A 15,925-nucleotide genomic window follows, 5' to 3' on the forward strand; every position below is an offset into this window, starting at 1 on the left:
GTGAGAGGCCCTGTCACACGATGAGCAGTACTACGAACTCGCCGACGCACCACACGTCCACGATCGGCGCGATCGGCGCGCCGAGCCGCCGCAACACCGAGCTGGCCCTGCTGGTCTTCGCCGTCGCCATCCCCGTGTTCGCCTATGCGAACGTGGGCCTGGCCATCGACGGCCAGGTCCCCGCGGGACTGCTGAGCTACGGCCTCGGGCTCGGTCTGCTGGCCGCCGTCGCCCATCTCGTCGTACGGAAGTTCGCCCCGTACGCCGACCCGCTGCTGCTGCCGCTCGCCACCCTGCTCAACGGGCTCGGGCTGGTGTGCATCTGGCGGCTGGACCAGTCCAAGCTGCTCCAGCAGATCCATGTCGCGGGCGGCAAGGCGACCAACCAGCTGATCTACACGGCGATGGGCATCGCGCTGTTCGTGGCGGTGCTGGTCTTCCTCAAGGACCACCGCACGCTCCAGCGCTACACCTACATCTCCATGGTGGCCGCGCTGTTCCTGCTGCTCCTGCCGCTGGTCCCGGGCCTGGGCGCGGACGTGTACGGCGCCAAGATCTGGATCTCGATCGGCAGCTTCACCATCCAGCCCGGTGAGTTCGCCAAGATCGTGCTGGCGGTGTTCTTCGCCGGTTACCTGATGGTCAAGCGCGACGCGCTCGCGCTCGCCAGCCGCCGCTTCATGGGCCTGTACCTGCCGCGCGGCCGCGACCTGGGCCCGATCCTCGTCGTCTGGGCGATCTCGATCCTCATCCTGGTCTTCGAGACCGACCTCGGTACGTCGCTGCTGTTCTTCGGCATGTTCGTGATCATGCTGTACGTCGCCACCGAGCGGACCAGCTGGATCGTCTTCGGTCTGCTGATGTCCGCCGCCGGCGCCATCGGCGTGGCCAGCTTCGAGCCGCACATCAAGGTCCGTGTGCAGGCCTGGCTCGACCCGATGCGCGAGTACACGCTCAGCCGCACCCCCGGTGTCGCCGGTGTCCACTCCGACCAGCTCCAGCAGGCCCTGTGGGCGTTCGGCTCCGGCGGCACCCTCGGCACCGGCTGGGGCCAGGGCCACTCCGAGCTGATCCGGTTCGCCGCCAACTCCGACTTCATCCTCGCCACCTTCGGCGAGGAACTGGGTCTGGCCGGCATCATGGCGATCCTGCTGATCTACGGTCTGATCGTGGAGCGCGGTGTGCGCACCGCCCTCGCCGCCCGCGACCCGTTCGGCAAGCTGCTCGCCATCGGCCTGTCCGGCGCGTTCGCGCTCCAGGTCTTCGTCGTGTCCGGCGGTGTGATGGGCCTCATCCCGCTGACCGGTATGACGATGCCGTTCCTCGCCTACGGTGGTTCGTCGGTCATCGCCAACTGGGCGCTGATCGGCGTGCTGATCCGCATCAGCGACACCGCCCGCCGCCCGGCGCCCGCACCCGCCGCCAACCCCGACGCCGAGATGACCCAGGTGGTCCGCCCGTCATGAACAAACCCCTGCGCCGGATCGCGATCTTCTGCGGCCTCCTCGTCCTCACCCTGCTGCTGCGGGACAACTACCTGCAGTACGTCAGGGCCGACAAGCTCAAGGACGACCCGAACAACCGCCGCGTCACCATCGCCCGCTACGCCACTCCGCGCGGCGACATCATCGTCGACGGCGACCCCATCACCGGGTCCGCGCTGACCAGCAAGACCGGTCTGAACGACCTGAAGTACAAGCGGACGTACAAGAACGGCGCCATGTGGGCGCCGGTCACCGGCTACGCCTCGCAGGCCTTCGGCGCCACCCAGCTGGAGTCCATCGAGGACGGCATCCTCACCGGCGACGACGACCGGCTGTTCTTCCGTAAGACGCTGGACATGATCACCGGCAAGGAGCAGCAGGGCGGCAACGTCGTCACCACGCTCAACGCCGCCGCGCAGAAGGCGGCGTACGACGGTCTGAAGCAGCGCGGCGGCAAGGGCGCGGTCGTCGCCCTGGACCCCTCGACCGGCAAGATACTGGCGCTGGCCTCCTACCCGTCGTACGACCCCTCGTCGTTCGCGGGCAACACCAACGACGACGCCGCGGCCTGGAAGAAGCTCCAGAAGAAGTACAACCCCAACGACCCGATGCTGAACCGGGCGCTGCGCGAGACCTACCCGCCGGGCTCCACCTTCAAGGTGGTCACGGCCGCCGCGGCGCTGGAGAACGGCAAGTACACCTCGGCCGACGAGAAGACCGACTCGCCGCTGCCGTGGACCATGCCGGGCACCACGACCGAGCTGAAGAACGAGGGCAACATCCCGTGCGAGAACGCGACCATGCGGGTCGCGCTCCAGTACTCCTGCAACACCGTCTTCGGCAAGATCGGTTCGGACCTCGGCAACGACAAGATGCTCGCGGAGGCGAAGAAGTTCGGCTTCGACGCCGAGCAGTTCACCCCGGTCCGCTCCAGCGCCTCGGTGTTCTCGGACGACATGAACCAGTCGCAGACCGCGCTGTCCTCCATCGGCCAGTACAACACCGCCGCCACCCCGCTCCAGATGGCCATGGTCGCCTCCGCGGTCGCCAACGACGGCAAGCTGATGAAGCCGTACATGGTCGACTCGCTCCAGTCCTCCAACCTGGACCCGGTCGCCACGACCAAGCCGGAGGAGCTGAGCCGGCCGCTGTCGCCGAAGAACGCGCAGATCCTCCAGGACATGATGCAGACGGTGGTCGAGAAGGGCACCGGTACGCGCGCGAAGATCGACGGTGTGACGGTCGGCGGCAAGACCGGTACCGCCCAGCACGGTGTCGAGAACAGCGAGAACCCGTACGCCTGGTTCATCTCCTACGCCAAGCTCAGCGACGGCAGCTCGCCGGTCGCCGTGGCCGTGGTGATCGAGGACGAGAGCGCCAACCGCGACGACATCTCCGGTGGCGGCCTGGCCGCGCCGATCGCGAAGAACGTCATGGAGGCGGTCATCGACTCCAAGAAGTGACCGTTGCCGGCCACCGGGAGTGAGGCCGCTCACAGCTCCTTCACATCGCCGCACGTTGCGATACCGGTCCTGTATCGGGTTACGGGCTTGGCCAGGTCACACAGAACGAGCCGGGTACGGTAGGCCCGGACGGCAGCCTCCGGCCGCGCACAGGGGTGCGCGGCCGAGACCGACGGAGAGGGCTGGTAGGTAGCTATGGAAGAGCCGCGTCGCCTCGGCGGCCGGTACGAGCTGGGCCAGGTGCTCGGCCGCGGTGGCATGGCGGAGGTCTACCTCGCGCATGACACCCGGCTCGGCCGCACCGTGGCGGTGAAGACGCTGCGCGCGGACCTCGCGCGCGATCCGTCCTTCCAGGCCCGGTTCCGCCGGGAGGCCCAGTCGGCCGCCTCGCTCAACCATCCCGCGATCGTCGCGGTCTACGACACGGGCGAGGACTACATCGACGGGGTCTCCATCCCGTACATCGTGATGGAGTACGTCGACGGTTCCACGCTCCGCGAGCTGCTGCACTCCGGCCGCAAGCTGCTGCCCGAGCGCGCCATGGAGATGACCATCGGCATCCTCCAGGGCCTGGAGTACGCGCACCGCAGCGGCATCGTCCACCGCGACATCAAGCCGGCCAACGTCATGCTGACCCGCAACGGCCAGGTCAAGGTGATGGACTTCGGCATCGCCCGCGCCATGGGCGACGCCGGCATGACCATGACGCAGACCGCGGCGGTCATCGGCACCGCCCAGTACCTCTCGCCGGAGCAGGCGAAGGGCGAGCAGGTCGACGCCCGGTCGGACCTCTACTCGACCGGCTGCCTCCTCTACGAACTGCTGACGGTACGGCCGCCCTTCGTGGGCGACTCCCCGGTGGCCGTGGCCTACCAGCACGTCCGGGAGGAACCGCAGCCCCCGTCGGTCTTCGACCCCGAGATCACGCCCGAGATGGACGCGATCGTCCTCAAGGCGCTGGTCAAGGACCCCAACTACCGCTACCAGTCGGCCGACGAGATGCGCGCCGACATCGAGGCGTGCCTGGACGGCCAGCCGGTCGCGGCCACGGCCGCGATGGGCGCGGTCGGCTACGGCGGCTACCCCGACGACCAGGCGACGACCGCCCTGCGCTCGGAGCCCGGCGCGGCGGCGACCACCATGCTCCCGCCGATGAACCCCGACGACGGCGGCTACGGCTACGACGAGCGCCCGGACCGCCGCCGCCAGCAGAAGAAGTCCAACAGCTCCACGATCCTGCTGGTGGTCGCGGGCCTGCTGGTCCTGGTCGGCGCGATCCTCATCGGCATGTACGCGTTCGGCGGCGACGGCAAGGGCGACGGCAAGGTGCCCGTGCCGTCGTTCGTGGGCCAGCCGGAGAAGACGGCCCGCAAGATGGCCGAGAACGTCGACCTCAAGGTGGCCGTCACCAAGAAGGCCTGCGAGAACCAGGCCACGGGCAACGTGTGCTCCCAGGACCCGCAGCCGGACGAGAAGGTCGAGAAGAACAGCACGGTCAACCTGGTGGTCTCCACGGGCGCGCCCAAGGTCACCGTGCCGGACGTGCGCGGCATCCAGTTCGACCAGGCCGAGGCCCAGCTCAAGGAGAAGGGCTTCCAGGTCGAGAAGAAGACCCAGGTGTCGACCCAGACGCCCGATGTCGTCATCACCCAGGACCCCGAGGGCGGCACCAGCAAGGAGAAGGGCACCACGATCACCCTCACGGTCGCCAAGGCCGAGGAGAAGATCACCGTCCCCGACGTCACCGGCAAGTCCTGCGACGAGGCGAAGGCCGAACTCCAGGCGAAGGGGCTGGCGCCGACCTGCAACGACACCCCGGTCACGGACCCCGCCCAGGACGGCAAGGTCCAGAACACCAACCCGCCGGCGGGCCAGCAGGTCTCCAAGAACACCCCCGTCGCGATCAACGTGGGCAAGGCGCAGGAGCAGCAGAAGACGCAGATCCCGGACGTCCGTGGCCGCACGGTCGCCGTGGCCCGGCAGATGCTGAACGCCGCGGGCTTCACGAACATCCAGTTCGCCCAGGGCAGTGACGGAAGCGACACCGCGTTCGTCATCGCCCAGGACCCGAAGCAGAACGAGAAGGTCGACGACCCGGCCTCCACCACGATCACCCTCACGACCACCGGCCTCAACGGCAACAACAACGGTGGCAACGGCAACAACAACGGCGGCGGCTTCTTCGGCGGCGTAGGCGGCTGACGCACCCCGCACACACGTGGGCCCCTGCCGGGACATCCCGGCAGGGGCCCACGCGCACGCTCAGCGCAGTTCCCTCGGCGGAGTGCGGTCGGCGTCCACCTTCTCCACCCGGACCAGTTCCCCCCACACCACGTACCGGTAGCGGGAGGTGTAGACGGGGGTGCAGGTCGTCAGGGTGATGTAGTGGCCCGGCTTCTTCCTGCCGGACTCCTTCGGGACGGCGGAGAGGACCTTGACGTTGTACTTCGAGGTCTCGGGGAGGACCGAGTAGACCTTGTAGACGTACCAGTCGTCCCGTGTCTCGAAGACGATCGGGTCGCCCTTCCTCAGCTTGTCGATGTTGTGGAACTTCGCGCCGTGCCCGTCCCGGTGGGCGGCGACGGAGAAGTTGCCCGTCTTGCCGGTGGTGGGGAGCGTGGCCTTGACGGGGTCGGTGTAGTAGCCGGCCACACCGTCGTCGAGGACGTCCGTGCCCGTGCCCTTCTCGACCAGCACCTCGCCGTTGCGCATCGCCGGCACGTGCAGGAACCCGATGCCGTCCTTGGTGTCGAGCGCCCCGGGACCGGAGTGCTGCTGCTCGGCCCAGTGCTCGCGCACCTTGTCGGCCTGCCGGTCCGCCTTGCGGTCCGCTATCACGTTCGTCCACCACAGCGAGTAGACGACGAACAGGCCGAGCAGCACGCCCGCCGTGATGAGGAGTTCCCCGAAGACGCTGACCGCCAGCGCGATCCGGCCGGGGCGCCGGCGCCGAGCCGGTTCCGGATCCGGTTCGGACGCGTCCGTGGTCTCTTCGGTCTCGTCGGCGGTCGCTGCCACTGTGTCCTCTGCTCTTGGTCGATGAGCCCTACTCGATGAGCGCGTCCGGCTTGCCCTTGCTGCGCGGCCGTTCCTGGACCATCTTGCCCCAGACGATCAACCGGTACTTGCTGGTGAACTCCGGCGTGCAGGTGGTGAGGGTGATGTAGCGGCCGGGCCGGGTGAAGCCGGAGCCCGGCGGGACCGGGTTCAGCACGCTGGTGTTGGACGGCGGGGTCACCGGGAGCATCGAGGTCACCTTGTACACGAAGTAGGTGTCCTGCGTCTCGACCACGACCGCGTCCCCGGCCTTGAGCCGGTTGATGTACCGGAACGGCTCACCGTGCGTGTTGCGGTGCGCGGCGAGGCCGAAGTTGCCGGTCCTCGCCTCGGGCATCGCCGTCTTCAGCGGGGCCTCGCCGTAGTGCCCGACCATGCCCTTGTCGAGCACCTTCTTGTTGCTGACGCCCTCCGCGATGGGCGCGACCACGTCCAGCTTCGGGATGTGCAGGATGGCGAAGCCCTGCCCCGGCTCGAAGACGCCCGGATTGCGCTTGCCGTTGGCCCAGTCGTCCTGGAGCTGGTGCGTCTCGCTGCCGGCCTGCGCGTGCGCGCGGACGTTGGTCCACCACAGCTGGTAGGTGACGAACAGCAGCATCAGGACGCCGGTGGTGATGAAGACCTCGCCGATCGCCCGGCTCGCGACGGTCGCCGGGCTCGGCTTGCGCAGCCGGGCCTGCCGCCGGGCCTCCACCCGGCTCAGGGGCCGCTGGGGATCCCGCTCCGTGGACGGAGCCGCCGGCCCACGGCCGTCCCTGACCCCGCCGTGCCGTCCTCCACGCCGCTTGGCGGCCTTTCTCCGGGCCGCACGGCCTCCGGGTGTGCCCGGATTGGCCGAAGCGGCGGAGGAGGCTCCAGAGGCCCTTGCGACCGCCCCCGCGACCGCCCCTGCGGCGTCGCTCCGCGCGCCGTACCCCGCCGGCCGCGGAATGCGCAGCGCCATCGTCTCCTCGTCGACGCGCGGCAGGGACGCCATGCGGTCCTCAGCGGCGGACGGCGGCGCCGTGAGGTCCTCCTCGGTCAGCCGGGGCATCGGAGCCGTCGGCGGATCCTGCCGCCGCCCGCCGTACGGCCGCGCGCCACGGGAGGTCTCGTACGGCCGCGCACCGCCGGAGGACGCGTACGGCCTCTCGCCGTCGTACAGGTCCTCGCGCTCGGGGCGCAGCGCGGTCACGCCGTGGCCCTGCCCACCACCGGGGCGAGCCCCGCCGATCTCGCCACGGCACCGTGGTCGCCGCACTCCGCCAGCCAGTTGGCCAGCATCCGGTGTCCGTGCTCGGTCAGCACCGACTCGGGGTGGAACTGCACACCCTCCACCGGGAGTTCGCGGTGGCGCAGGCCCATGATGATGCCGTCGTGCGTGCGGGCGGTCACCTCCAGCTCGGCCGGGACCGTGGCCGGTTCGGCGGCCAGGGAGTGGTAGCGGGTCGCCGTGAAGGGGGAGGGCAGGCCCGCGAAGACGCCCTTGCCCTCGTGCTCGACCAGTGACGTCTTGCCGTGCAGCAGCTCGGGCGCCCGGTCGACCACACCGCCGTACGCCACCTGCATCGACTGCATGCCGAGGCACACGCCGAAGACCGGCACCCCGGTGGCCGCGCAGTGCCGGACCATGTCCACGCACACGCCCGCCTCCTCGGGGGTCCCCGGTCCTGGCGAGAGGAGCACGCCGTCGAAGCCGTCCTGGGCGTGCGAGGTCGACACCTCGTCGTTGCGCAGGACCTCACACTCCGCGCCCAGCTGGTACAGGTACTGGACGAGGTTGAAGACGAAGCTGTCGTAGTTGTCGACGACGAGAATCCGCGTACTCACTGGTTGTCCACCGTCACATCGTTGAAGGGCAGCAGCGGTTCGGCCCACGGGAAGACGTACTGGAACAGGACGTAGACCACGGCCAGGATCAGTACGAGGGAGATCAAGGCCCTCACCCACGCGTTGCCCGGCAGATGCCGCCAGATCCAGCCGTACATGCCGTCCCCTGCCGTCCCTTCCGTATCCGCTACGGCACCAGACCCACGCCGTACGTCACCAGACTAACGGCGCGGAGCCCCCGGTTCGCCTGCCTCCACAGGCTGTGTGTACCCGGACATACGGGCAACAGGGTCGATCACCTCGACATCGGGCGGCACTGTTTCGCAGGGACCTTTGTCGATCCGATACGTGTACGAGGGGTCGGGTCCGCTGACGATCACCCGCACGAGTGACTCCCGGACGGACGTCTACCGCACTGGCTTCGCGTAGTGCAGATCCACGGTGCCGGAGTACCCGGGAAGAGTCACCGTCCCGTCGTCGGTGACCTTCCAGCCGAGGCCGTAGACGTTGACGTAGACCATGTAGGTCTGGATCGCCTTGCTCGCGGCGAGCGCCTGCTTCAGCCGGTCCGGGTCCCCGACGGCGGTGATCTTGTACGGCGGTGAGTAGACGCGGCCCTGGAGGATCAGGGTGTTGCCGACGCAGCGGACCGCGCTGGTGGAGATCAGCCGCTGGTCCATGACCTTGATGCCCCGGGCGCCGCCCTGCCACAGCGCGTTCACCACGGCCTGGAGGTCCTGCTGGTGGATGACCAGGTAGTCGGGCTGCGGCTCGGGGTAGCCGGGGAGCTTGGCGGTGGCGCCCGGCGGGGCGTCGTTCAGGGTGACGGTGACGGCCCGGCCGGTCAGCTTCTGGGTGCCCGCGCTCTTCTCCAGCCGGCCGAGGTTCTCGTCCTCGGCCTTGGTGCTGCCGTCGTCGCTCTCGGCCAGCGACTCCACGCTGTCGCGCAGGGTCGCGTTGGACTCGTCCAGCTCCTTGTTCTTGCGGCTGCGCTGCTGGATCAGGTCGGACAGCTTCAGCAGGGAGCCGTCCTGACGGATGTCGGTGCCCTTGGCGGTGTCGAAGCTGGTGAAGAAGATCAGCCCGGCGAGCGCGAAGACGGCCGCCGTGAGGATCCGCACGGGCCGCACACGCGGTCGGCGGACGGGGCCCGAACCCGTTGATCCCGTCCCGGGGGAGTCGGCAGAATTGCTCAACGTACCCTTATCTCCTTCGGCGCCACGGAAGCACTACGCTAACGGACGCCCGGGGGAGCACACAGAGTCGTCATGTTGGCCCCTTGTACGCTGCCCCGAGCCCGACCCAGTTACCTGCGCGGCCACGCAGCGCATCGACAGGAGAGACCCTCGTGCCGAAGTCACGTATCCGCAAGAAGGCCGACTACACGCCGCCGGCGGCGAAGCAGGCGCAGGCCATCAAGCTCACCAACCGCGCGTGGGTCGCGCCCGTGATGCTGGCCATGTTCCTGATCGGCCTGGCCTGGATCGTCGTCTTCTACGTGACCGACGGCTCGCTGCCGGTCGACAGCCTGGACAACTGGAACATCGTCGTCGGCTTCGGGTTCATCGCCGCCGGATTCGGTGTCTCCACGCAGTGGAAATAGCTCTGCCCAGGGCTATCCGCCGAGTTATCCACAGGCCAGGGGTGCTGTCCACAATCCCCTGGGGAAAAGAAACTACGATCTGTGGATAACTCATCGGGCGTTGACGCCGGTGTGACTGGCCCACCGATCCCCATACATCTGTTCGCCCCCTGTCCGACCTGCGGAAACACATCCGAGCGACAGGGGGCACACCTGTGTCCGCACGGTATGCACAAGATCCGCCACGCCCTGTGGACAACGGTTCGGTATCAGGTGAGCTGAGCGGTCCTGACCAGGGCCAGCGCCACCGACAGCAGCAGGACGACGGCACAGGTGCCGTACTGCACCAGGGTCCGCTTCTCACGCGGGGCGTGGACCATCGCGTACCCGGTGACGACACCGGCGACGAGGCCGCCGATGTGCGCCTGCCAGGCGATGTTCGCCCAGGTGAAGGTGATGATGAGGTTGATCACCAGCAGGGCGATGAGCGGGCGCATGTCGTAGTTCAGCCGACGCATCAGTACGCCCGTCGCGCCGAAGAGGCCGAAGATCGCTCCCGAGGCGCCGAGGGAGGGCTGGTTGGGTGCGGCGATCAGATAGGTCAGGGCGCTGCCGGCGAGACCCGAGACGACATAAAGGGCGAGGTAGCGGGCGCGGCCGAGGGCGGCCTCCAGGGGGCCGCCGATCCACCACAGGCTGAGCATGTTGAAGAGGATGTGGGCGTAGCCGCCGTGCAGGAACATCGCGGTCAGCAGGCGGTAGTACTGGCCCTCGGCAACGCCCTGCACGCCGTCGAGCAGGGGGGCGTAGGCCTGTCCGATCAGCTCGAACCGGTTGGTGAAACGGTCACCGACGGAGACCTGCACCAGGAACACCGCGAGGTTGATCCCGATCAGGATCTTGGTGAGCAGGCGGGGGTCGGCCGTGACCGTGCCCCCGGCGACCGTGCGCGGCCGGGACGCCGCCGGCGCGTGCCCCGTGCCCGAGCCCTCGCGGACGCACTCCGGGCACTGGAAGCCGACCGAGGCGCTGATCATGCACTCCGGGCAGATGGGCCGGTCGCAGCGGGTGCAGCGCACGCCGGTCTCGCGGTCCGGGTGCCGGTAGCACACGGGCACGCTCCGGGCGGCGTCCTGCGCGCTCCCTGCGGCCTGGTCCATCGGATCCCCTTGCTCGTCGTGTCCGTCCTGACGGTACTGTCCTGCTCCGTCCATCCTTACGGACGAGCGGCGCGTTTGGTTCCCCTCAGTCCTCGCGCGTCTCCACCACCACCGTCTCGATGACGACGTCGGCCAGCGGGCGGTCGTTGCGTCCGGTCGGCACGTTCGCGATGGCGTCGACCACCTTCTGGGAGGCCGGGTCGGTGACCTCGCCGAAGATGGTGCGCTTGCCGTTCAACCAGGTGCTCGGGGTGACGGTGATGAAGAACTGCGAGCCGTTCGTCCCCGGGCCGGCGTTGGCCATGGCCATCAGATAGGGCGTGTCGAAGGCCAGGTCCGGACGGCACTCGTCCTCGAAGCCGTAGCCGGGCCCGCCGAGGCCGTTGCCCAGGGGATCACCGCCCTGGATCATGAACCCGCTGATGACGCAGTGGAAGACCGTGCCGTCGTAGAGCGGGTTCCTGGTCTTCTCGCCGGTGCCCGGGTGTGTCCATTCGCGTTCGCCGCGGGCGAGCTCGACGAAGTTTCTGACCGTGACGGGAGCGTGGAGGGGGAAGAGCCGCACCTCGATGTCGCCGAGGGTGGTCTTCAGGGTGGCATACAGCTGCTCGGCCACGATCCGCCTTCCGTCATCGTCCGCCGCGACACCTTCGATCCTTCCACGGTCCCGTCCGCGCGTCGCCGGGCGGCCGTGACTTGTGCCGGGTGGGCGGCGCGCGCCGGTGATTCGTGGCAGTGTCGACCGCAAGCCCCCTGTTGCCCTGGATGAGGCGGGAGGGAGCGATGGGCACCCATATGCGCGCCCGCACATGCCACACCGGCCGCGGGCAGGCATGATCCGTAAAAGGGTGGAAAGTCGAAATACCGTACGCCACCGAGGAGGAGGAACCCGTGACCCGCATCGACAGCGTGCGCGCCGCGACCGGCTCGGCGAAGGACAGCGTGCTGCACGCCGCGGAAGTGGTGGCGCCCTACGCCGACACGGCCAAGGAGCGTGCCGCGTACTACGCGCAGGAGGCACGCGTACGGCTGGCGCCCGTGGTGTCGCAGGCCGCCGAACAGGCCCGCGTGCAGTACGACGCCCGGCTCGCCCCACGCCTGGAGCAGGCCCGCACGCATGTGCCGCCGAAGGTGGACCTGGCCGCGCAGGAAGCCGCCGTCCGCACCCGCAAGGCGGCCCGGCAGGCCGCCGCCTACTCACGTCCCAGGATCGAGCACGCCGTGGCCGCGACCGCTCCGGTCCGCGACGAGGCGGCCGCGCGCGGTGCGGCCGCGCTGGCCGCGCTGCGCGGTCAGGTCTCGGCCCGGGACATCCAGAAGCTGGCCCGGCGGAACGCCCGCCGGTCCCGCGCCGGCCGCACCCTGAAGGCGGTGGCGGTGCTGACCGCTCTGGCGGGCGGTGCCTTCGCGGCCTGGAAGTGGTGGGACAAGCAGGCCAACCCCGACTGGCTGGTCGAGCCACCCGCGGCGACGGAGGTCCCCGACGAGGGGCGCATCACGTCCGTGGACGGCAGCGACGCCCAGAGCCTGGACCCCGAGGTCCAGGCGAAGCAGGCGGAGGACGACGCCGCGGACCGCGACGACGAGGTCTGAGAGCGAGGCATACATCGGCACACACCATCGGACCCTCCGGCCATGAGCGATCGGGCCGGAGGGTCCTTCGTACGCGCGAAATGCCCCCTGATACTGCGTCTCCGCAGATCAGGGGGCATTTCTCGGGGTGGAGCCTAGGGGAGTCGAACCCCTGACATCCGCCATGCAAAGACGGCGCTCTACCAACTGAGCTAAGGCCCCGGGAAGGAGCGACCGGCCGGAGGAATCACGTCCGGCGGGCGCCGCAGACCAGAGTACCGGGTCACCCCCCGTATCCCGCAAAAAGATTGGGGGTCCCCGTGGATGACCACTCTCCGTAAGATGCTCGACGTGGTTCGCGACAGCGAACCGCGGTTTTCAGGGGAAGCGATGGGGAGACGCAATGGACGCCGCACAGCAGGAAGCCACCGCCAGAGCGCGGGAGCTGCAGCGGAACTGGTACGGGGAGCCGTTGGGGGCGCTCTTCCGTAAGCTCATCGACGATCTCGGGCTGAACCAGGCCCGGCTGGCGGCGGTCCTGGGCCTGTCCGCGCCGATGCTCTCGCAGCTGATGAGCGGCCAGCGCGCGAAGATCGGCAATCCGGCGGTGGTCCAGCGGGTGCAGCTGTTGCAGGAACTGGCGTCCCAGGTCGCGGACGGCAGCGTCAGCGCCGCCGAGGCGACCGAGCGGATGGACGAGATCAAGAAGTCGCAGGGGGGCTCCGTGCTCAGCAACACCACGCACACCACGAACAGTTCGGGCGCGCCCACGGTCAAGCGGGTGGTGCGCGAGATCCAGTCGCTGCTCCGCTCGGTGGCCGCCGCGGGTGACATCATCGACGCCGCCAACACCCTCGCCCCGAGCCACCCCGAACTCGCGGAGTTCCTCCGCGTCTACGGCGCCGGCCGCACCTCCGACGCCGTCGCGCACTACCAGTCCCACCAGAACTGACCGCGGGGCCGGTTCGGGACAGGGGGTCCGGGCCGGCCGGACGCGGGGTGCGCAGGGCAGGGGCGTGGGGGGCTTCGTCGGACCAGGGGAGGAGCGGCGGCTGCCATGGGTGAGGTCTTCGCCGGCCGGTACGAGCTGGCCGACCCGATCGGACGCGGTGGTGTGGGCGCCGTGTGGCGTGCCTGGGACCATCGCCGCCGGCGGTACGTGGCCGCCAAGGTCCTCCAGCAGCGCGACGCCCACTCCCTGCTCCGCTTCGTGCGCGAGCAGGCGCTGCGCATCGACCATCCGCACGTCCTCGCCCCGGCGAGCTGGGCCGCCGACGACGACAAGGTGCTGTTCACCATGGACCTGGTCGCGGGCGGCTCCCTGGTCCACCTGGTCGGCGACTACGGCCCCCTCCCGCCGGCGTTCGTGTGCACGCTGCTGGACCAGTTGCTGTCCGGGCTCGCCGCCGTGCACGCCGAGGACGTCGTCCACCGGGACATCAAGCCCGCCAACGTGCTCCTCGAAGCAACCGGCACCGGCCGGCCCCGGCTGCGGCTGTCCGACTTCGGGATCGCCATGCGGCTCGGCGAACCCCGGTTGACGGAGACCAACCTCGTGGTGGGGACGCCCGGTTACCTCGCCCCCGAGCAGATGCTGGGCGCCGAGCCCGACTTCCCGGCCGACCTGTTCGCCGTCGGCCTGGTCGCCCTGTACCTCCTCGAAGGCGCCAGGCCCGATGCCAGGGCGCTGGTGCAGTACTTCCTCGAACACGGAACACCCGGCCCGCCCAAGGGCGTTCCGGAACCGCTCTGGCAGGTCGTCGCCTCCCTGCTCCAGCCCGATCCCGTGGACCGGTTCCGCACCGCCACGGGGGCGCGCAAGGCGCTCGCCGCCGCCGCCGAACTCCTGCCGGAGCCGGGCCCCGACGACGAACTCATCGAGATCTTCGACCAACTCGGCCCGCTCCCGCCCGGGTACGGCCCCGACGGCCCGCTCCGGCAGGCTTCCGGTGTGGCGTCGGACCTGGTTCCGGGCCGGGTGGACGACTCCGGTACGGCGGCAGATCCCGTGGCGAGCAAGGCCGTTGAGCGCGCCGACGGCGGGTCGGCCCGGCCCGTTGCGGCCTCGGCGGTGGAGTCGCGTTCGACACCCACCCCCACCGGTTCCCTCTCGGACACGGGAAGCTTCCGCCTGCCGCCGCCCCGGCAGGTCCCGGTCCACCCGGCCCCGCCCCCCGCCCCCGGGCCGGCCCCGGCTCCAGCTCCGGACCCCCGTATCGACACCGCCACCGCCGCCTACACCACCCGCGACCCACAGGCCCCACCGCTCACACCGGCTCTCCCAAGCCCCACCGGTGACCCACACGCCCCACCGCCCACACCGGCTCCCCGGAGCCCCACCCGCGGCCGCGGGCGCCGGGCCCGGCGTGCGGCCCGGCCTCCCGGCCCCCCGGCCAGGGCCGCGATCCCGCTCCTGCTGCTGGCGCTCGCCTGCTACGCCATCGGCTTCTGGGCGCTGGCCCGGCTGTGAGCCCGCCGGGCCGCCGCCGTCCACCCGCCGAGCACCAGCAGCAGCACGGTTCCCGTGCCGATTCCGCCGACGGCGACCAGCCGCATCACCGGATCGCCGGTCCCGTCCCCGGTGTTCCCGGTCAGCGCTTCCTCCCGGTCCTCGTCGGTGACCGTGAAGACGTCGTCCGGCACGGCCCGGCCGGCGTACGCGGGCCCCGCCTGCGCCCGTCCGACCACCCGGACCCGCAGGGTCACCCCGAACGGGCCCTGCCCGAAGGTGCCGGCCAGCCGCGTGCTGAGGTGCAGGACCAGGTAGTACTCGCCGGCGAAGCGGACGGAGGTCACCCGGGCAGGCACGGCGTACCGGTTGGGGTACTCCACCGGTGGCAGCGGTGCGAGGGCGGCTGACTTCGGGGCGCCGGTGTAGCCGAGGGAGGCGTCGTCGACGTAGCCGCGGACGGGGTTGTGGAGGGAGAGGTTCAAGGCGCCGCCGACGTAGCCGTGACCCGGCGCGCCGTCCAGGTCCGCGGAGGCGTGCAGTCGCCGGCCCCAGTCCAGCGGCACCTTGTAGAACCGGGTCTCGCCGGGGCTGAGACGGGTGCGCCAGATCCCTTGGCCCAGCGGGCGCGCCGTGGCGAAACCGGTGCCGCCGGAGCGGTCCCGGGCGGTGCCGGTGAGGGGCTCCGGCGTGGCGGAGTCCCAGGTCCGCGGCGCGGTGGTGGGCCCCGCCTCGGCGAGGACGGGTTCGGTGGCGGGCGCGATCTCCAGGTCCCACGGCTCGGGCGCGGCCGCCGCGCCGGAGCCCTCGGCGTCGAGGCGTTCCACGAGCAGGTAGTACGTCCCCCCGCCCTGGCACAGCGCCTTGCCGGCCTCGCGCTGGGCCAGGGCCGTGACCGGGCGGGGGCTGAGCCCGGCGCCGATGAGGGCGGAGGCGTAGAAGCAGGAGGCGCCGTTCGCGTCCCGGAGCGAGACGCGGATGCCGTCTGTGGCGGAGACGGTGGCGTCCGCCGGTGGTACGGCGGTGACGGGCACGTACGCCGTGTCCGCGGCGGTCAGGCGGAGGCGGTAGTAGAGCCTGCCGTTGCGGGGCAGCGAGCTGCGGTAGGTGTGGCCGGGGTCGAGCAGGACGGCGTCCGTGGTGCCCTTGGTGCCCGCGACGGTCCGGGCGCCGGGGGTGAAGGTGTACGACCCCGGGCGCGCGTCGGCGGCGGCCGCGGCACCGGCCGGCAGAGCGGGGGCAGGGTCCGGCGCAACGAAGGCCGCGGCGAGTCCCAGCAGCACGATCACGGCACCCCGGGCGACGGCGGCCCTTCGCCGCACCCACGTCCGCGCCGGACCCGCCGCCGG

At 70.3% G+C, this 15,925-nt stretch carries 15 protein-coding genes, 1 tRNA gene and 1 pseudogene; 7 read left to right on the forward strand and 10 right to left on the reverse strand.

The genetic code is table 11. From position 1 onward, the window contains the following. Positions 1–20: 20 nt before the first annotated feature. From C3492_RS22455 to pknB, 3 genes are all read left to right on the forward strand, one after another. Positions 21–1,466, forward strand: a complete 1,446-nt coding sequence (locus C3492_RS22455; RefSeq protein ID WP_103813557.1) for an FtsW/RodA/SpoVE family cell cycle protein — start codon at positions 21–23, stop codon at positions 1,464–1,466. Next, positions 1,463–2,947 carry a penicillin-binding protein 2 gene (locus C3492_RS22460; protein ID WP_103813558.1) on the forward strand — a complete coding sequence of 495 codons (1,485 nt, stop codon included), beginning with the start codon at positions 1,463–1,465 and terminating at the stop codon, positions 2,945–2,947. The genes C3492_RS22455 and C3492_RS22460 overlap by 4 nt, the downstream gene beginning before the upstream one ends. 195 nt (positions 2,948–3,142) lie before the next feature. Beyond that, on the forward strand, positions 3,143–5,149 hold the full coding sequence (gene pknB / locus C3492_RS22470; protein WP_103813559.1) for a Stk1 family PASTA domain-containing Ser/Thr kinase: 2,007 nt from the start codon (positions 3,143–3,145) through the stop codon (positions 5,147–5,149). Between the two features lie 60 nt (positions 5,150–5,209). On the opposite strand, the gene C3492_RS22475 is transcribed toward pknB, so the two are convergent. The 6 genes and pseudogenes from C3492_RS22475 to C3492_RS22500 form a co-directional block, all read right to left on the reverse strand. Next, positions 5,210–5,965 carry a class E sortase gene (locus tag C3492_RS22475; RefSeq protein WP_103813560.1) on the reverse strand — a complete coding sequence of 252 codons (756 nt, stop codon included), beginning with the start codon at positions 5,963–5,965 and terminating at the stop codon, positions 5,210–5,212. Between the two features lie 28 nt (positions 5,966–5,993). Further along, positions 5,994–7,178 carry a class E sortase gene (locus tag C3492_RS44700; RefSeq protein ID WP_181140499.1) on the reverse strand — a complete coding sequence of 395 codons (1,185 nt, stop codon included), beginning with the start codon at positions 7,176–7,178 and terminating at the stop codon, positions 5,994–5,996. Further along, positions 7,175–7,813, reverse strand: coding sequence for an aminodeoxychorismate/anthranilate synthase component II (locus tag C3492_RS22485; RefSeq protein WP_103813561.1), 639 nt, complete (start codon positions 7,811–7,813; stop codon positions 7,175–7,177). Before C3492_RS22485 ends, C3492_RS44700 begins: the two co-directional genes overlap by 4 nt. Then, positions 7,810–7,971, reverse strand: a complete 162-nt coding sequence (locus C3492_RS22490; RefSeq protein ID WP_103813562.1) for a hypothetical protein — start codon at positions 7,969–7,971, stop codon at positions 7,810–7,812. Before C3492_RS22490 ends, C3492_RS22485 begins: the two co-directional genes overlap by 4 nt. Before the next feature lie 63 nt (positions 7,972–8,034). Beyond that, positions 8,035–8,166: pseudogene (locus tag C3492_RS45930) on the reverse strand (class E sortase); the annotation flags it as partial. A 54-nt stretch (positions 8,167–8,220) separates the two neighbouring features. Further along, a complete protein-coding gene (locus C3492_RS22500; protein WP_103813563.1) occupies positions 8,221–9,009 on the reverse strand; it encodes a DUF881 domain-containing protein in 789 nt (262 codons plus the stop codon). A gap of 152 nt (positions 9,010–9,161) precedes the next feature. Here C3492_RS22500 and crgA point away from each other — a divergent pair, with 152 nt between their 5' ends. After that, entirely contained in the window at positions 9,162–9,416 is a 255-nt protein-coding gene (gene crgA / locus C3492_RS22505; RefSeq protein WP_014673794.1) for a cell division protein CrgA, read from the forward strand. A gap of 248 nt (positions 9,417–9,664) precedes the next feature. On the opposite strand, the gene C3492_RS22510 is transcribed toward crgA, so the two are convergent. Next, positions 9,665–10,555, reverse strand: coding sequence for a rhomboid family intramembrane serine protease (locus tag C3492_RS22510; protein WP_103813564.1), 891 nt, complete (start codon positions 10,553–10,555; stop codon positions 9,665–9,667). Between the two features lie 85 nt (positions 10,556–10,640). After that, entirely contained in the window at positions 10,641–11,171 is a 531-nt protein-coding gene (locus tag C3492_RS22515; protein ID WP_103813565.1) for a peptidylprolyl isomerase, read from the reverse strand. A 275-nt stretch (positions 11,172–11,446) separates the two neighbouring features. On the opposite strand from C3492_RS22515, the gene C3492_RS22520 reads away from it, so the two are divergent. Continuing rightward, positions 11,447–12,148 (forward strand): DUF5324 family protein, encoded by a 702-nt coding sequence (locus tag C3492_RS22520; RefSeq protein ID WP_103813566.1) that lies wholly within the window; start codon positions 11,447–11,449, stop codon positions 12,146–12,148. Positions 12,149–12,276: 128 nt separating this feature from the next. On the opposite strand, the gene C3492_RS22525 is transcribed toward C3492_RS22520, so the two are convergent. Then, positions 12,277–12,349: transfer RNA gene (locus C3492_RS22525), tRNA-Ala, on the reverse strand. Positions 12,350–12,530: 181 nt separating this feature from the next. Here C3492_RS22525 and C3492_RS22530 point away from each other — a divergent pair. Together C3492_RS22530 and C3492_RS22535 are read left to right on the forward strand one after the other, a co-directional pair. Next, entirely contained in the window at positions 12,531–13,079 is a 549-nt protein-coding gene (locus tag C3492_RS22530) for a DNA-binding protein (RefSeq protein WP_103813567.1), read from the forward strand. A 105-nt stretch (positions 13,080–13,184) separates the two neighbouring features. Further along, positions 13,185–14,597 (forward strand): serine/threonine-protein kinase, encoded by a 1,413-nt coding sequence (locus C3492_RS22535; RefSeq protein ID WP_103813568.1) that lies wholly within the window; start codon positions 13,185–13,187, stop codon positions 14,595–14,597. Here the strand turns inward: C3492_RS22535 and C3492_RS22540 are convergent. After that, a complete protein-coding gene (locus tag C3492_RS22540; protein ID WP_103813667.1) occupies positions 14,561–15,898 on the reverse strand; it encodes a hypothetical protein in 1,338 nt (445 codons plus the stop codon). The two genes, C3492_RS22535 and C3492_RS22540, sit on opposite strands and share 37 nt — an antisense overlap. Positions 15,899–15,925: the final 27 nt, after the last annotated feature.

Origin of the sequence: Streptomyces sp. Ru62 (genome assembly GCF_002920615.1) — a bacterium.
Classification (GTDB): domain Bacteria; phylum Actinomycetota; class Actinomycetes; order Streptomycetales; family Streptomycetaceae; genus Streptomyces.

Bases quoted from the DNA above. Each gene is read 5' to 3' on its own strand.
- C3492_RS22455 (WP_103813557.1), top strand. From the start codon at position 21: ATGAGCAGTACTACGAACTCGCCGACGCACCACACGTCCACGATCGGC.
- C3492_RS22510 (WP_103813564.1), bottom strand. From the start codon at position 10,555: ATGGACCAGGCCGCAGGGAGCGCGCAGGACGCCGCCCGGAGCGTGCCC.
- pknB (WP_103813559.1), top strand. From the start codon at position 3,143: ATGGAAGAGCCGCGTCGCCTCGGCGGCCGGTACGAGCTGGGCCAGGTG.
- C3492_RS22490 (WP_103813562.1), bottom strand. From the start codon at position 7,971: ATGTACGGCTGGATCTGGCGGCATCTGCCGGGCAACGCGTGGGTGAGG.
- C3492_RS22460 (WP_103813558.1), top strand. From the start codon at position 1,463: ATGAACAAACCCCTGCGCCGGATCGCGATCTTCTGCGGCCTCCTCGTC.
- C3492_RS22535 (WP_103813568.1), top strand. From the start codon at position 13,185: ATGGGTGAGGTCTTCGCCGGCCGGTACGAGCTGGCCGACCCGATCGGA.
- C3492_RS22530 (WP_103813567.1), top strand. From the start codon at position 12,531: ATGGACGCCGCACAGCAGGAAGCCACCGCCAGAGCGCGGGAGCTGCAG.